Origin of the sequence: Mesorhizobium sp. B2-4-7 (genome assembly GCF_006442685.1) — a bacterium.
Taxonomy (GTDB): domain Bacteria; phylum Pseudomonadota; class Alphaproteobacteria; order Rhizobiales; family Rhizobiaceae; genus Mesorhizobium.
In genome coordinates this window covers 476,513-492,537 of sequence record NZ_VFVH01000001.1, presented here as the reverse complement: position 1 = coordinate 492,537, position 16,025 = coordinate 476,513, and the positions used below count along the sequence as shown (strand labels likewise).

16 protein-coding genes are annotated in these 16,025 nt (G+C 63.1%); 8 read left to right on the top strand and 8 right to left on the bottom strand.

What is annotated here, in order from left to right; genetic code table 11:
* Positions 1–63: 63 nt before the first annotated feature.
* Both FJ946_RS02465 and FJ946_RS02460 read left to right on the top strand, forming a co-directional pair.
* On the top strand, positions 64–1,230 hold the full coding sequence (locus FJ946_RS02465) for an acetyl-CoA acetyltransferase (protein WP_140555868.1): 1,167 nt from the start codon (positions 64–66) through the stop codon (positions 1,228–1,230).
* A gap of 26 nt (positions 1,231–1,256) precedes the next feature.
* Positions 1,257–2,261 carry an asparaginase gene (locus FJ946_RS02460; protein WP_140494776.1) on the top strand — a complete coding sequence of 335 codons (1,005 nt, stop codon included), beginning with the start codon at positions 1,257–1,259 and terminating at the stop codon, positions 2,259–2,261.
* A gap of 12 nt (positions 2,262–2,273) precedes the next feature.
* Here FJ946_RS02460 and FJ946_RS02455 read toward each other — a convergent pair whose 3' ends face one another.
* Entirely contained in the window at positions 2,274–3,650 is a 1,377-nt protein-coding gene (locus tag FJ946_RS02455; RefSeq protein WP_140567648.1) for a TIGR03808 family TAT-translocated repetitive protein, read from the bottom strand.
* 116 nt (positions 3,651–3,766) lie between these two features.
* On the opposite strand from FJ946_RS02455, the gene greA reads away from it, so the two are divergent.
* Complete coding sequence (gene greA, locus FJ946_RS02450) at positions 3,767–4,243, top strand: transcription elongation factor GreA (protein WP_140494772.1); 477 nt, start codon at positions 3,767–3,769, stop codon at positions 4,241–4,243.
* 9 nt (positions 4,244–4,252) lie between these two features.
* On the opposite strand, the gene FJ946_RS02445 is transcribed toward greA, so the two are convergent.
* The 4 genes from FJ946_RS02445 to FJ946_RS02430 all read right to left on the bottom strand — a co-directional run bounded on the left by FJ946_RS02445 (position 4,253) and on the right by FJ946_RS02430 (position 8,531).
* Complete coding sequence (locus FJ946_RS02445; RefSeq protein ID WP_140567651.1) at positions 4,253–4,642, bottom strand: type II toxin-antitoxin system death-on-curing family toxin; 390 nt, start codon at positions 4,640–4,642, stop codon at positions 4,253–4,255.
* Entirely contained in the window at positions 4,639–4,860 is a 222-nt protein-coding gene (locus FJ946_RS02440) for an AbrB/MazE/SpoVT family DNA-binding domain-containing protein (RefSeq protein WP_140494768.1), read from the bottom strand. The genes FJ946_RS02445 and FJ946_RS02440 overlap by 4 nt, the downstream gene beginning before the upstream one ends.
* 111 nt (positions 4,861–4,971) lie before the next feature.
* Complete coding sequence (scpA, locus tag FJ946_RS02435) at positions 4,972–7,092, bottom strand: methylmalonyl-CoA mutase (protein WP_140567653.1); 2,121 nt, start codon at positions 7,090–7,092, stop codon at positions 4,972–4,974.
* The gene (locus FJ946_RS02430; RefSeq protein ID WP_140567656.1) at positions 7,089–8,531 is read right to left on the bottom strand and encodes a methylmalonyl-CoA mutase subunit beta; all 1,443 of its coding nucleotides are present in this window, start codon (positions 8,529–8,531) and stop codon (positions 7,089–7,091) included. Before FJ946_RS02430 ends, scpA begins: the two co-directional genes overlap by 4 nt.
* Positions 8,532–8,814: 283 nt before the next feature.
* Between FJ946_RS02430 and FJ946_RS02425 the strand changes: the two genes are divergently transcribed.
* Complete coding sequence (locus tag FJ946_RS02425) at positions 8,815–10,353, top strand: helicase HerA-like C-terminal domain-containing protein (protein ID WP_140567659.1); 1,539 nt, start codon at positions 8,815–8,817, stop codon at positions 10,351–10,353.
* An 84-nt stretch (positions 10,354–10,437) separates the two neighbouring features.
* On the opposite strand, the gene FJ946_RS02420 is transcribed toward FJ946_RS02425, so the two are convergent.
* A complete protein-coding gene (locus tag FJ946_RS02420; protein ID WP_140567661.1) occupies positions 10,438–11,262 on the bottom strand; it encodes a L,D-transpeptidase in 825 nt (274 codons plus the stop codon).
* Positions 11,263–11,464: 202 nt separating this feature from the next.
* Positions 11,465–12,127, bottom strand: a complete 663-nt coding sequence (locus FJ946_RS02415) for a haloacid dehalogenase type II (protein ID WP_140517954.1) — start codon at positions 12,125–12,127, stop codon at positions 11,465–11,467.
* 154 nt (positions 12,128–12,281) lie between these two features.
* On the opposite strand from FJ946_RS02415, the gene FJ946_RS02410 reads away from it, so the two are divergent.
* The 4 genes from FJ946_RS02410 to FJ946_RS02395 all read left to right on the top strand — a co-directional run bounded on the left by FJ946_RS02410 (position 12,282) and on the right by FJ946_RS02395 (position 15,491).
* Positions 12,282–13,160: a branched-chain amino acid aminotransferase gene (locus FJ946_RS02410; RefSeq protein ID WP_140567664.1), complete on the top strand. Its 879-nt coding sequence runs from the start codon at positions 12,282–12,284 to the stop codon at positions 13,158–13,160.
* 173 nt (positions 13,161–13,333) lie between these two features.
* Positions 13,334–13,936: a superoxide dismutase gene (locus FJ946_RS02405; protein WP_140567666.1), complete on the top strand. Its 603-nt coding sequence runs from the start codon at positions 13,334–13,336 to the stop codon at positions 13,934–13,936.
* Positions 13,937–14,093: 157 nt separating this feature from the next.
* A complete protein-coding gene (locus FJ946_RS02400; RefSeq protein ID WP_140559431.1) occupies positions 14,094–14,531 on the top strand; it encodes a cytochrome c in 438 nt (145 codons plus the stop codon).
* 9 nt (positions 14,532–14,540) lie between these two features.
* Positions 14,541–15,491, top strand: coding sequence for a cytochrome c (locus FJ946_RS02395; protein ID WP_140559432.1), 951 nt, complete (start codon positions 14,541–14,543; stop codon positions 15,489–15,491).
* On the opposite strand, the gene FJ946_RS02390 is transcribed toward FJ946_RS02395, so the two are convergent.
* Positions 15,492–15,881, bottom strand: coding sequence for an SET domain-containing protein-lysine N-methyltransferase (locus tag FJ946_RS02390; protein ID WP_140494748.1), 390 nt, complete (start codon positions 15,879–15,881; stop codon positions 15,492–15,494).
* Between the last annotated feature and the right edge of the window lie 144 nt (positions 15,882–16,025).

Below are 16,025 nucleotides of genomic sequence, written 5' to 3'. Positions count from 1 at the left end.
AACAATATTGAGTGCTCAGGCCGCGATATGACGTGTTAGGATCCGCGGCAAATGGAGGTTGCCATGACCGCATGCATCGTTGGCTGGGCGCATTCGCGCTTCGGCAAGCTTGAAGGCGAAACATTGGAGAGCCTGATCGTCAAAGTGGCAACCGAGGCGCTCGACCATGCCGGCATTGGCCCGGACGACGTCGACGAGATTGTGCTCGGACATTTCAACGCCGGCTTTTCCGCACAGGATTTCACCGCCAGCCTTGTCCTCCAGGCCGACGACCGGCTGCGCTTCAAGCCGGCGACGCGCGTCGAGAACGCCTGCGCCACCGGTTCGGCCGCTGTCCGGCAAGGCGTCCGCGCCATAGATGCCAATGCCGCCCGCATCGTGCTGGTGGTCGGCGCCGAGCAGATGACGACGACGCCCGGCCCCGAGATCGGCAGGAACCTGCTGAAAGCCTCCTATTTGCCCGAGGATGGCGACACACCGGCCGGCTTTGCCGGCGTCTTCGGCAAGATCGCACAAGCCTATTTCCAGCGCTACGGCGACCAGTCGGATGCGCTTGCCATGATCGCCTCCAAGAATCACAAGAACGGCGTCGACAATCCCTATGCGCAGATGCGCAAGGATTTCGGCTACGAATTCTGCCGCCAGGAGAGCGAGAAGAACCCCTTCGTCGCTGGCCCACTGAAGCGCACCGACTGCTCGCTTGTCTCCGACGGTGCCGCTGCTATCGTCCTCACCGACACAGCGACGGCACTGAAGATGCGCCGCGCCGTCACCTTCCGCGCCAATGAGCACGTGCAGGATTTCCTGCCGATGTCGAAGCGCGACATCCTGACCTTCGAAGGCTGCGAGCAGGCCTGGAGCCGGGCGCTCAGGAATGCCGGCGTGACGCTTGATGATCTCTCCTTCGTCGAGACGCATGACTGCTTCACCATCGCCGAATTGATCGAATATGAAGCCATGGGCCTGGCGAAGCCTGGGGAGGGCGCGAGGCTGGCGCTGGACGGCACGACCGCAAAGGACGGGCGGCTGCCGGTCAACCCGTCCGGCGGCCTGAAGGCGAAGGGTCATCCGATCGGCGCCACCGGCGTGTCGATGCATGTGCTGAGCGCCATGCAGCTCGTCGGTGAGGCCGGCGGCATCCAGGTGCCCAACGCCAAGCTTGGCGGCATCTTCAACATGGGCGGCGCGGCGGTCGCCAACTACGTTTCCATTCTCGATCGGATTCGGTAAAAGCGACCCGCATCCGCGGGGGCAACATGACAAATCCGGTTCTGATCGAAGTTCTGCGTGGCGCCATCGTCGAGAGCGCGCACCGAGGCGCGGTCGCGGTTTTCGACGCCGATGGCAGGCCGGTTCTCGAGATCGGCGACACATCGAGGCCGGTGTTTCCGCGCTCCGCGGTCAAGGCGATCCAGGCGCTGCCGCTGGTCGAAAGCGGTGCTGCCGATGCCTACGGCTTCGGTAACCGCGAACTGGCGCTGGCCTGCGCCTCTCATTCGGGCGAACCGGCCCACGTCGAACTGGCGCGGTCGATGCTCGCCAGGGCCGGGCTGGACGGGTCGGCGCTTGAATGCGGCGCGCATTGGCCGTCGAGCCACGACGCGACGATCGCACTCGCCCGCGCAGGCGGTTCCCCGAACGCCTTGCACAACAATTGCTCCGGCAAGCATTCCGGCTTTCTTTGCACCTGCGTCCATTCAGGCATCGAGCCTCAAGGCTATGTCAGGGCGGATCACGCCTTGCAGGAAATGGTGCGCGACGCCATGCAGGCGGTGACAGGAGCTCGCCACGGCGCCGACGAACGCGCAACCGATGGCTGTTCGATCCCGACCTACGCGGTGCCGCTCAGGAGTTTTGCGCTTGGCTTTGCCCGCATGGTGACCGGCAGGGGCTTCGCGCCCGGGCGCGCCAGGGCGGCAAAGCGATTGTTGTCGGCTTGCATGGCCGAGCCGTTCTTCGTCGCCGGCACAGGCCGCGCCGATCTCGCGCTGATGCAGGCGGCGCCTGGCCGAATATTTGCGAAGGGCGGCGCCGAAGGGGTCCATTGCGCGGCGCTTCCCGAGCTTGGCCTCGGCATCGCACTCAAATGCGATGATGGTGCCGGCCGGGCCGCCGAATCCATGGTGGCCGTAATCATCGCCCGACTGCTGCGCGCGGACGAGGTTTTGGCGGCGAAGCTGCTCGAAATGGCGAATGCACCCATCGAAAGCCGGATAGGCGCCACGGTCGGTGCGCTCAGGCCGACGGCGGCACTGGCCTGAGACAGACGTTTCTCAACTGACGTGATTGCGCTCGACGGTCAGATGCGGAAAGCCGGTATCGGCTGACGCGGCGAGATCGCCCGTGGCCGGATCGGCCCAGCGCTGCCCGACAATGGCGCCATTGCGTGCGCCGTCGATGACATTGTCGGAGATGATGGCGGTTCCGGCACCGTCGACCACGCTGACGACGATGCCGGTGCCCGCTTTGCGGATGATGTTGCCGGTGGCCACGACGTTGCGCAGATACGGTCCCCAGCCGATCGACATGCCGTAGAGCGGCACGTTCTCGATGACGTTGTTGGACACGGTGGTGTCGGCCTCGACGCCGATGCCGACGCCGAATCCCGGCGGGTCGGCGGGGTAGGGGCCTGATGTCGACAGGTTGCGCACGATGTTGCCCGAGCAAACACCCATGCGTCCGCCTTCGTTGAAATTGACGATCGAGATGCCGTTGGCGGCACCATCGACGATGTTGTTGCTGATAACGGCGCCCTCGAACGAGAATTCGGAATAGACCGCCGTTTCGCCGGAACGCATGCAAGTGTTGCTCGATACTTGCAGATTGCTGGCGCTGTTGGCGCGGATGGCGGAGAATGCGCAGTCCGAAACGATGTTGCCGGAGACGATCACGTTGGCGGCGCGGAAGGCATTGATGCCATTGCCGTTCTGGCCAGTGCCGCCGCCGCGCGCCGCGATGCGTTCGACCCGGTTGCCGGTGACGATAGTGCCGTCCTCCGCCGCCTGCCAGCGGTGCACGAGGATGCCGCCATTGGCGCAGTCGGAGACGGTGTTGCCTGTGATCGCCAGCCCTGCGGCCTCGACCGAATAGATGCCGGCGTCCGCCGCTCCGGATATTTCCGTGCGCTCGACCCGGCCCGCCGCGTGCTCGAGCGCCAGCCCGTTCTTGCCGCTGCCGGTTATCTGGCAATTATCGACGATGAGATGCGCCACGCGGCGCAGATCGAGCAGTCCTTGCGCGTAGTCGCCCATCGAGCGGTTTGAGCCGTCGAGGACCAGGCCGCTGAGCTCGATGTGATCGGCTTGTTCGGCCATGAACAGGTGGCCGTCGCCACCATAGACGATGCGCGTTGCGCCAGGCACGCCGGTAAGGCGCACCCGGCCGGGCAGCGTCAGGTTGGACACGACATAGGTGCCGGGCTGCAGGAAAACCGGCATGTCGCGATCGCTGGCCTCGCGCAGCAGCTTGGCGAAAGCCTTGCTCTGATCGTCAAAGGTGCCGGGTTGCACGCCAAGCTCGGTGGCGTTGATCGATCCGTGCATCGAGGCTTTCTCGACGCTGGGCAAGCTCGCGGCGGCTGCCTTGCCCAGCGAAAGCCCGAACACGGCAAAACCGGCTGTCCGGACAAGCAGCTTGCGTCTGTTCAACATCGGCACAGGTCCTGGCTTTTGCCCGTCTAGTGGCAGGATTCGTGCCAGTCAGGCACCTGCGTCCCCGGCGAGGGCAATGACTTGTGAAGTCGTGAGGGCGGGCATAAGTTCAAGGAATGAGCAGAGCCTTTACCCGCGAGGAAGACAGCGAAAACGCCATCGCAGGCGTCGGCGAACGGCCGATCAGTCAACACCGCAACCTGGTGACGGAGCGTGGCCTGGCAATGATCGACGAGAATCTGGCCGATCTGCGCGACATATTGGCCAAAGCCGAGCGGCGGGGAGACCGCGAGCGCATCGCACTGGTATCTCGCGACCTGCGCTATTGGACCGCGCGGCGCGAAAGTGCCGAGCTTTCGGTGCCCGAGCCCGGGAGCGACGTCATCCGCTTCGGCATGGGCGCCACGCTCGAAGCCGACGACGGCAAAAAGGTGCACTGGAAGATCGTCGGCGAGGACGAGGCTGACCCATCGAAAGGCAGCATTTCCCATGTATCGCCAATGGCGATTGCTTTGTTTGGCAAGAAGGTCGGCGATGTCGCCACCGTCAATGGCAAGGAATGGGAAATCGTCAAGCTGAGCGCGGGCGGCTGAACCCCAACATCAGTCCTCGGTCTTCACGATGTGGTCGCGAAAAAATGCGGCGGCACCCGCTTCATCGATCTCGCCGGCGGCGACAGCCATCACGAATTCATAAAGCGTGCCGTTGTCCGCCGTCAGGACGTGACCGTTGACGATCAGGAAGGCGCCGGCGGCGACAATAGCCGTGCGTTTGTTGCCGTCGACAAAGGCATGATTTCTGGCAATGCCGAAGACATAGGCTGCTGCAAGATCTGCAATCGACGGAGTGCCGTAATTAGCCTTGTTCTCGGCCCGGGCCAGTGCCGATTCAAGTGCATTTTCATCCCGCAAACCTTGTGCGCCGCCATGCCGGCGCAATTGTTCGGCATGCATCGCCTCCGCCGCGCGGCGCGACAGGAACTCCCAGTTCATTCGGCGAGCTTCTGGAGCGCGACCTTGTACTTGTCCATGACCTTGCGAGCAGCTTCCATCTGCCGCTCGAAACTATCGTCGACCGGTTTGAGGACGATGTCCTTGTCCGTTTCGAGAACCTGAAGCTGATCACCGGCTTTGAGATTCAGGCGGTCGAGTAGCTCCTTGGGCAGGATCACACCTTCGGAATTGCCGATCTTGCGAATGGTGGTGTTCATGCTGGATCAGCCCTGTTGCAACGCCGATTATAACTCGATCGCTGTGTTGTTGCAACAGAAATTATAACTTACGAATGGGAGGAAGGCTCGGACACACTCGTTGCCGATAACTCAGGACGCCAGCAGCCGGTCGATCAGCCGCTCCGCTGCTTGCGGGATCACGGTACCGGGCGGGAAGATTTCCGCCGCACCCGCTTGCAGCACGGCATCATAGTCCTGCGGAGGGATCACGCCGCCGGCAACGATCAGCATGTCGCTGTGGCCGAGCCTCTTCAGCGCATCCCTGAGTTCGGGGATGAGCGTGAGGTGTCCTGCTGCCAACGATGAGGCACCGACGACATGAACGTCGTGCTCCACCGCCAGCTTCGCGATCTCCTCCGGCGTCTGGAACATGGCGCCGACGGTGACGTCGAAGCCGAGGTCGGCAAAGGCTGTGGCGATCACCTTCTGGCCGCGGTCATGTCCGTCCTGTCCCATTTTGGCGACCAGGATGCGCGGCTTGCCGCCGGTCTTCTTTTCGAACGCGCCGATCTTCTCCTGCAGCCGGTCGACGGCCGGATTGTCGCCGAGCGCCTGGCGGTAGACGCCGGAAATCGTCTGCACCGACGCGATGTGGCGGCCAAAGACCTTTTCCAGCGCCAGCGAAATCTCCCCGACCGTCGCATTGGCGCGCGCGGCGTGGATGGCGAATTCGAGCAGGTTCTCGCCGCTCTCGGCCGCGCGGGAGAGCGCTGCGAGCGCATTCTCGAGCACCGCGACGTCGCGCGTGCCCTTCAGCCGCTGCAGCTTCGATAGCTGCCGGGCTCTTACCTCGGCATTGTCGATCTTCAAGACGTCGACTTCGATATCCGCACCGGGCCGGTGCGCGTTGACGCCGACCAGCACCTGCTCGCCTGAATCGATGCGCGCCTGGGTGCGGGCGGCCGCCTCTTCGATACGCAGCTTGGGAATGCCCTTCTCGGTGGCCGCGGCCATGCCGCCGAGCGCCTCGACCTCCTCGATATGGGCAAGCGCACGCGCTGCCAGATCATGCGTCAGCCTCTCGAGATAAGCCGAACCGCCCCACGGATCGATGATGCGCGTGGTGCCGGATTCCTTTTGCAGGATCAGCTGCGTGTTGCGGGCGATACGGGCCGAATGATCCGTCGGCAGCGCCATGGCCTCGTCGAAGGAATTGGTGTGCAGCGATTGTGTATGGCCCTGTGTGGCGGCCATCGCCTCGATCATCGTGCGGATGATGTTGTTGTAGGGATCCTGCGCCGTCAGCGACCAGCCAGAAGTCTGGCAGTGGGTGCGCAAGGACAGCGAACGCTCGTCCTTCGGCGAAAAATTCTTCATCATCAGGCTTGACCACAGCAGCCGCGCCGCCCTGAGCTTGGCGACTTCCATGAAGAAGTTCATGCCAACAGCCCAGAAGAAGGACAGGCGCGGGGCGAAGCGGTCGATGTCGAGCCCGGCCGCGACGCCGGCGCGGGCATATTCGATTCCGTCGGCAATCGTATAGGCGAGCTCCAGGTCCGCCGTCGCGCCGGCCTCCTGCATATGGTAGCCGGAGATCGAGATCGAGTTGAATTTCGGCATGTGCCTGGATGTGTAGGAGAAGATGTCCGACACGATCCGCATCGAGGGCTTCGGCGGATAGATATAGGTGTTGCGGACCATGAACTCCTTCAGAATGTCGTTCTGAATGGTCCCTGCGAGATCCTTCTGCGCAACCCCTTGTTCCTCGGCCGCCACGATGTAGAGCGCCATGATCGGCAGCACCGCGCCGTTCATGGTCATCGACACCGTCATCTCGCCGAGCGGAATGCCGTCGAAGAGCTGGCGCATGTCGAGGATGGAATCGATGGCCACGCCCGCCATTCCGACATCGCCGGCCACCCGCGGATGATCGCTGTCATAGCCGCGGTGCGTGGCGAGATCGAAGGCGACCGACAGACCTTTCTGGCCGGCGGCAAGATTGCGCCTGTAGAAGGCGTTTGACTCTTCCGCCGTCGAGAAACCGGCATATTGCCGGATCGTCCACGGCTGCTGGACATACATGGTCGGATAGGGTCCGCGCACGAAGGGCGGCATGCCCGGATAGGTGTCGAGATGCGGCAGCCCCTTGAGATCGCCCTGATTGTACAGATGTTTGACGGCAAGGCCTTCCGGCGTCATCCGCTGGCCCTTGATCTCGACCGGCGCCCGCCGAGGCGGCGCCCAGCCGACCTGGCTGAAATCCGGAATCAAGAAGCGGCTCCGATCGCTTGATCGATGCGGACCGGAAACAGCGGCTCGCACATGACGATGCCTTCCGTGAAGGCAGATCGCCGCTCCGCGGCCAGCGTCTCGACCGCGCGCTCGGTTTTCTGCGGATAGAGCGTGGCGCCGACGATGGCGCGCTCGCGGGATCGGAAGGCGGCAGCACGCTGGGCGGCGGCGGTGCGAACACGTTCCTGTATGCGTCCGTCCTGAAGGCTGGACAGCACGCCGCCCTCGGCCTCGATCGCCTGCAACTCGGACCAGGCCGCTTCGCAGAGGCCAGCGGTGAGCGCTTCGACGCCACCGGAGCCGCAGGCGGGATCGGCGACCTGATCGATGTGGCTTTCATTGGCCATGATCAACTGCGCGTTACGGGCCACGCGGCGTGCGAAAGGCGCCGGCAGGCCATGCGCGACGGTGTGCGGCAGGATAGCGATCGAATCGGCTCCGCCCGCCGCCGCGGCGAAGCAGGCGATCGTCGTGCGCAGGATGTTGGTCTCCGGGTCCAATGCCGTCATCATCCGAAACGACGTCTCGGCGTGAATATTGGCCGTCGAAGTCGGGATCGAGCAGGCCTCCTGGACGCGAGCCCACAGCCTGCGCAAGGCCCTGACCTTGGCGATCGACAGGAACTGATCCTGGTCGGCGCTCAGCGCAAAACCGATATGGGGCGCTGCGTAGACGAGCGGTTGCCGCGCTTTCTCGAACATCCTGAGATAGGAGACGGCCGAAGCGAGCATGATGCCAAGCTCCTGCGCCTCCGTGGCGCCGGCATTGTGGAACACCCGCCCATCCGCCTCGAGCAGCACGCCGGGCACGCCCATTGAAAAGAAATGTGCCAGCGATTGCGGCATGGATTCCTGCAGCGCCTCGATCGACATGCGCAACCGGCCGGTTCCGGCCAGGATCGCCGCCGGATCGATGCCGAAGGAGAGGTTGAGCTTTGCCGGATCGGAGCGGCGCTTGCCAAGGAACGCCACCAGCCAGTCGGCCATGGGGCGGCTCCATGGGTGGGCGTCGATCCGGATCTGGACGCGGTTTAACGGGATGCCGTCCAGAACCGTCTCCAGCGCCTCCGCCGTTCTCGGCAGGCCGTAGCCGAAGGCGTTCGGGGCACCTTCGAAGACGAGCGACAATCCCGTCGCGCCCTGCGCGACGTCCTCCAGCGCCTGGGCTTTGGCGCGACCAATGTCGGGATCGTCGATGCGCTGGCTGACGATCCACGGCGATCCGGGGTTGGCGCGCACGATCGGCTCGGCCGCCGCCGCGCGCTCATAAAGCGGTTCCACGCGGATGCCGTCATCGGTGTGCGAGACCAGTTTTTCCTCGAAAGATGCGCCGGCGAGCGCCTTTTCAGCCAGGGCCAGCCATCGCTGCCGGTCGGCATTCGGAACTTCGTTATCCCTGGTCAAGGCTCCGGCGCTCATCCACTGTCCTCGTCACTATGCGGCCGCATCAGCCTGGAGCACTTCAGTCTACGGGTCCCGGTGCGATACCGCAATGCAATGCGCTTCCAAGACTCGAATTCGATCCCTCGAGCGTACACCAGCCTTCGAGCACGAAGCATGAACGATTGCCAAACATGGGCAAAATCCGCAAGCTCCAAAAAAGGCCATTTTCGCTGATCGCCATTGTCGCTGTGCAAGGGCCCCACTATACCTTCGGGCAAGGGGCTGGTTTTATACACAGCAGTTTGCGGAGACCGGACATATGGCTGACGACACCATTTTCATAGGCGCCAGCCGCAAGCCCGACGACAGCTATCAGCGTCCCGAAAACCTGCTTTTGCACTATGGCAACCGTCACGGCCTGGTGACCGGTGCCACCGGCACCGGCAAGACGGTCACCTTGCAAATATTGGCCGAGGGATTCTCCAATGCCGGCGTGCCGGTGTTCTGCGCCGACATCAAGGGCGATCTCTCCGGTATAGCCATGATCGGCACGGCGCAGGATTTCCTGGTCAAGCGCGCCGAGCAGGTCAAGCTCGACCCCTATGACTTTCAGGAATTCCCCGTCATCTTCTGGGATCTGTTCGGCGAACAGGGCCACCCCATCCGCGCCACCATCTCCGAGATGGGCCCGCTGCTCTTGTCGCGGTTGATGAATCTGTCCGAAGCCCAGGAAGGCATCATGAACATCGCCTTCCGCATCGCCGATGAGGAAGGCCTGCTGCTGCTCGACCTCAAGGACCTGCAGGCGCTGCTCGCCAATATCGCCGGGCGCGCCGAAGAGATCAGCGCCCGCTACGGCAATGTGACGAAACCCTCGGTCGGGGCCATCCAGCGCACGCTGCTGGTGCTGGAACAGCAGGGGGCGGCGAACTTCTTCGGCGAGCCGGCATTGCGCATCGCCGACATCATGCGCACCACCCGCGACGGCCGCGGCGCCATCAGCGTGCTGGCCGCCGACAAGCTGATGATGAATCCGCGACTCTACGCGACGTTCCTGCTTTGGCTGATGTCGGAACTGTTCGAGGAGCTGCCCGAAGTGGGCGACCCCGACCAGCCGAAGCTGGTCTTCTTCTTCGACGAGGCACATCTGCTTTTCGACGACGCGCCGAAGGTGCTGATCGACCGCGTCGAGCAGGTGGTGCGCCTGATCCGCTCGAAGGGCGTCGGTGTCTATTTCGTCACGCAGAACCCTTTGGATATTCCTGAGAAGGTCCTGGCCCAGCTCGGCAACCGCGTCCAGCATGCGCTGCGCGCCTACACGCCGCGCGAGCAGCAGGCGGTAAGGACCGCGGCTGAGACGTTCCGGCCGAATCCGGATTTCGATTGCGCGACCGTGATCACGCAACTGGGCACCGGCGAAGCGCTGGTTTCAGTGCTGGAAGCCAAGGGCATCCCGTCCATGGTCCAGCGCACGCTGATCCGTCCGCCATCGTCACGACTTGGGCCCATAACCCCAGCCGAGCGGCGGAAGCTGATCCAGGAAAGCCCGGTGATCGGTCAGTACGATGAGGGTGTCGATCGCGAATCGGCTTTCGAGATGCTGCAGAAAAAGGCCAAGGACGCGGCGGATGCCGAGGCACAGCAGGCCGACGCAGGCCGTTCACGCTGGACCATTCCGGGCTTCGGCAATGATGCTCCGCCGCCGCAGTCCGGCGGCAGACGCTCGCCTCAACCGCGCCCATCCAACCGCCAGACGGTGACGGAAGCCGCGATCAAGTCGGTGGTGCGCTCTGTCGGCTCGTCGGTCGGCCGCGCCATCGTGCGCGGGATACTCGGAAGTCTGTCGAGGGGCAGATAGGGAGCGCGATCGCGCAACGGTCACGCAGGGACAGGTTGATGTGGAGGGTGAAGGCGGCGAGTCGCCGCATTCACCCTCGCTCGATCAGAAAATCGCGTCGGTCACCGCTTTCACCGGGCCAAGCAGCACCGATCCGTCCGGCACGCCGGCATCGATCGGGATGGCTTTGTGATTCGCGGTCGCCACCAGGGGCTGGCTGGCGTCGCTGGTCACGATGACCGGGGTCTTCGAAGGCACGCGATCATATAGGTCTATAATGTCCTGGTTCATCAGGCGCACGCAGCCCGACGACACCGACTTGCCGATCGAACGCCATTCCGGCGAGCCGTGCAGCCGGTAGAGCGTGTCGACGTTGCCCTGGAAGAGATAGAGCGCACGTGCACCGAGCGGGTTTTTCAGCCCGCCCGGCATACCGCCATTGTCAGCGCTGTATTGCCTCAGTTCCGGCTGCCGGGCGATCATCTCGTCCGGCGGCGTCCATTTCGGCCACTTCTGTTTCCACTGGACGACGGCATCGCCCGACCATTCGAAGCCGGCGCGGCCGAGGCCGACGCCGTAGCGGATCGCCTGGCCGCCCGGACGAACCAGATAGAGGAAGTGGCCGGTCGTATCGACGACGATGGTTCCCGGCTTCTGGCCGGTCGGGTCGGGCACGATCTGGCGCAGGAATTGCGGATCGATCCTGTCGACGGGAATGGCCGGCACTTCGAAACCGCCATCGCTGACGGCGGCGTACATCGTCACGTAGTCGGCGAGCGGCGGCTCGACATAGGCCGGTGGCGGTGGCTCGACTGGCCCGGACCCGGTGGTGGCGCATGCGGAAACCGCGATCGAGGCGGCGCCCAGGGCTGCGGCATTGAGAAAGCCGCGACGGCTCAGGCGATAGGATTCGATTTCGGCTGGGAACATGGTTGCCTTCTTTAAGTCTGAAATCGCAACAAAGCATGAATATGCCGACCGTTGCGAGGGTGCCTGATCAACACTTGGGCGCGATAGGCGGTTCCGAATCTGGCCTCAAGGTGGACAAACAAAGGCGAAGCTGTGACCGCGTCGCCACTGTGGCGCTACGGTCACAGGAGCGAAAACCAGGATTACTTTTGGGCCGCATGCGTTAGCCACCTGTGACAAGGGCATCGAGCGACGGCAGGATCAGGGCCGGTGGAAAATCCCGATACTCCTCCGGCTGGTTGGAGCGGTTGATCCACACGGTGCGGAAGCCGAACTTGGTCGCGCCGGCAATGTCCCAGCGGTTGGACGACTGGAAGGAGACCGCACCCGGATAGAGGCGCCAGCCTGTCGTGACCATGTCGTAGACCGACGGATCGGTCTTGAAGCGCCGTACCGCATCGACGGAATAGATATCGTCCAGCACCTGATCGAGCGCCGCGGATTTAACGGCTGCCTCCAGCATTTCCGGTGAACCGTTGGACAGGATTGCCAGCTTGGCGCCGGACGCCTTCAGCGCCTTCAGCACGGCGGGCACTTCCGCATAGCAGTCCAGCCGCCAATAGGCATCCAGCAATACCGCCTTGAGGCCGGGATCGGCAGAGGGCACCTTGTGCAACGCGAAATCAAGTGCCTGCTCGGTGAGTTGCCAAAAATCGGCATAGGCGCCCATCAACGTACGCACCCAGGAATATTCGAGTTGCTTGGCGCGCCAGATCTCGGACAGCAACTGGCCGTCCGGTCCGATGGCGTCGGCGTGGCGGCGCACGGCGGCATGAACATCGAACAGTGTGCCGTAGGCGTCGAAAACATAAGCGGCGTATTGCATGGCAACAGTTTTGAGGCGAGGCGGGGCAAGGTGCAAGTCTTGATTGCAGCGCGCCGTCCGTGGCCTCAACAAAACTCCCCGATGCTGGTTGACGACGCCGGCCAAAGCGTCATCCAATGCTGCAACACGAGATTGATCGGAACGGGACAAAGCAATGACACTGGCGGCTGCCGCACTTTCCGCGACATGGACTTTCGTCGACGGCGACTGGTACGAGGGCAATGTCGCCGTTTTGGGCCCGCGCAGCCACGCAATGTGGCTCGGCACCAGCGTGTTCGACGGCGCCCGCTGGTTCGAGGGCGTCGCTCCCGATCTTGAGCTTCATGCCGCGCGCGTGAATGCCTCGGCGATCGCGCTCGGTCTCAAGCCTTCGATGGCGGCCGAGAAGATCGTCGGACTGACCTGGGACGGATTGAAGAAATTCGATGGCAAGACGGCTGTCTATATCAGGCCGATGTATTGGGCCGAGCACGGCGGCTATATGGGCGTGCCGGCCGATCCCGCCTCGACCCGTTTCTGCCTGTGCCTCTACGAATCGCCGATGATCTCGCCGACCGGCTTTTCCGTGACGGTTTCGCCGTTCCGGCGCCCGACTATCGAAACCATGCCGACCAACGCCAAGGCCGGCTGCCTCTATCCCAACAATGGCCGTGCCATCCTCGAAGCCAAGATGCGCGGCTTCGACAACGCCCTGGTGCTCGACATGCTGGGCAACGTCGCCGAGACCGGAACCTCGAACATCTTCCTGGTCAAGGACGGCCACGTCCTGACGCCGGCGCCGAACGGCACCTTCCTGTCCGGCATCACCCGCTCGCGCACGATGACGTTGCTTGGCGAGTACGGGTTCAAGACCACCGAAAAGGCGCTGTCGGTGCGTGAATTCCTCGAGGCGGATGAGATTTTTTCGACCGGCAACCATTCCAAGGTCATTCCGATCACGCGCATCGAGGACCGCAGCCTGCAGCCCGGGCCGGTGGCCAAGAAGGCGCGGGAGCTCTATTGGGATTGGGCGCATTCGACGTCGGCGGGCTGATCCGTCCAGGCTTTTCGTCGCAATGCGCCCGGTTTCCGGAAACTGTGTGACAGTTCTCCGGAACCCGCTTAGAAAGAGCACCCGGCGCTTCACTTTTCGGAGTTGTCCGAACCCAATCCAGACCTATCTTAGTCCGGTATCGACACCGGATTTTCCTTGAGGGAGTACCTTCCATGGCTTTTGAATTGCCCGCTCTGCCTTACGACTATGAGGCCTTGCAGCCCTACATGTCGAAAGAGACGCTGGAATATCACCACGACAAGCACCACAAGGCCTATGTCGACAACGGCAACAAGCTTGCAGCCGAAGCCGGCCTTGGCGATCTGTCGGTAGAAGAGGTGGTCAAGCAGTCGTTCGGCAAGAATGCCGGCCTCTTCAACAATGCCGCCCAGCACTACAATCACATCCATTTCTGGAAGTGGATGAAAAAGGGCGGCGGCGGCAACAAGCTGCCGGGCGCGTTGCAGGAGGCTTTCGACAGCGATCTGGGCGGCTACGACAAATTCAAGGCCGACTTCATCGCCGCCGGCACGACCCAGTTCGGTTCCGGCTGGGCCTGGGTTTCGGTCAAGGATGGCAAGCTGGCGATCTCGAAGACGCCGAACGGCGAGAATCCCCTCGTCCATGGCGCGGCGCCGATTCTCGGCGTCGATGTCTGGGAGCACTCCTATTACATCGACTATCGCAACGCCCGGCCGAAATATCTCGAGGCCTTCGTCGACAGCCTGATCAACTGGGATCATGTTCTCGAACTCTACGAAAAAGCGAAAGCTTGATTGAGATTCAGAAAGCCCCGGCACTCCCGGGGCTTTTCTTTTTCTGTGCCGAGATCCCACAGCAAAGGTCTGCAAAATCGTCGGGGGAAGGGAATATTCCTCCCGCCACGTCCGTTAACGTCCTGTCCCGAAATGCCCTCATCATGGAGCTAATTGAATGAGAAAGCTTGTCGTCGCCATCTCTATGCTCGCGTTCGCCGGTTCGGCGGCCTTTGCCGACCCGATCCTCGACCGCCAGGCCCTGATGAAGGAACGCGGGAAGATCGTCGGCGGCCTGTCGAAAGTGGTCAAGGGTGAGGAGCCCTTTGATGCCGCCGCCGTACTGACTGCGCTGCAGGCGCTCCAGGCGAACGCGGAAAAATTCGACGCCGACGTCCTGTTCCCGGCGGGCAGCGACACGGGCGACACCACGGCGGCGCCGAAGATCTGGCAAGACATGGCCGGTTTCAAGGCGACAGAAGACAAGTATCTTGCCGACGTCAAGGCCGCGGTCGCCGCCGCCCCAGCCGACGTGGATTCCCTGAAGACGCAAATCGGCGTCATCGGCTCCGACTGCGGCACCTGCCACAAGGGCTACAGGGTCAAGAAAGGCTAATCGCCGGCCATGGCATGGCTGAGGAAGTTTGTCGGCGCCGCACTCGTGCTCGGCGGCGTCGGCGCGGTTGCCGCGTGGACGCTTTCGGCGCCGGTGAAGCTCGATGCGGAAACCCTGGCCAAGCTCGCGCCTGGTGACGCGGCCAGGGGCAAGCGCATTTTTTATGCCGGCGGCTGCACCTCCTGCCATGCAAAACCCGGTTCGAAAGGCGATGAGCGGCTCGAACTGGTCGGCGGCCTTGAACTCAAGACTCCGTTTGGCACGTTTGTGCCGCCCAACATTTCGCAAGACCCCAAGGACGGCATCGGCGCGTGGTCGGCCGAGGATCTCGCCAATGCCATGCTGAAGGGTGTCTCGCCGTCGGGCGAGCATTTCTATCCGGCATTTCCCTATACGTCCTACGCGCGCATGAAGCCCGCCGACATTGCCGATCTCTATGCCTTCCTGAAGACGCTGCCGGCGGTTGCCGGCCGAGCGCCGGCCAATTCGTTGAGTTTTCCGTTCAACATCCGTCGCGGCATCGGCTTGTGGAAACGGCTCTATCTCAGCGAGCAGCCTGTTGTGTCCCTGCCCGAAGGCGCGCCTGGTCCTGTGATTGCCGGTCGCTACCTGGTCGAGGGACCGGGTCATTGCGGCGAATGTCACACACCGCGTGACCTTGCGGGGGGGACAAAGAAGAGCGAGTGGCTGGCTGGAGCCACAGCCGCCGAAGGCAGCGGCATCGTCCCCAATATCACCTCCGGGGAGGGCGGCATCGGCGACTGGTCGCAGGCCGATATCGCCAACTATCTCGAAACCGGCTTCACGCCCGATTTCGATTCCGTTGGCGGGGCCATGGTCGACGTGCAGAGGAACATGGCCGAACTGGCGCCCGAGGACCGCGCGGCGATCGCGGCCTATCTCAAGGCGGTTCCGCCGCATCCGAACGGCTATCCGGCGCGCAAAAAACCGGCGAGCTGACTACGGGTGGCGATCGCCCAGGAAGTCGAAGCCCGCCGCGAAGAAATGATTGTAGTTGCAGGTCAGTTCCTCGCCGGCCGCGATGTCGCGCAACGCAAAGCTTTCCTCCGGCGAGGATACGTCGCAATTCGGCTCGTCGGCGTGGTTCATGTAGCGTGCATCGTCGGCCTCGAAGACGATGTAGTTCGGATCTCGCCTGTCCGGATAGGCATAGCGATCGAGATAGCTCTTCACCGGTCCTGTCTGGCTCTCATAGGTCTCGACCTCGATGAGCCGGTCGAATCTCGGATCCAGCTTCCAGATCATCGTGCCGCGGGAAATGGGATTCTTGGCAAAGACACCAATGCCCTGGATGGGGGATTTGTCGAGATAGACGTCGACGAGCAGCATGGCAGGCCCTTGTGCGATTGTGGGCTGTCATGGCCCGGGACAAAACGCGCCTTGGGTAGCGCGCGGGCATCGCAATTGCGAGCGAAAACCAGCAACACGGAATTCAAAAACCAATGATTGCCCGGCTCGCCGAGAAGGCCGCGC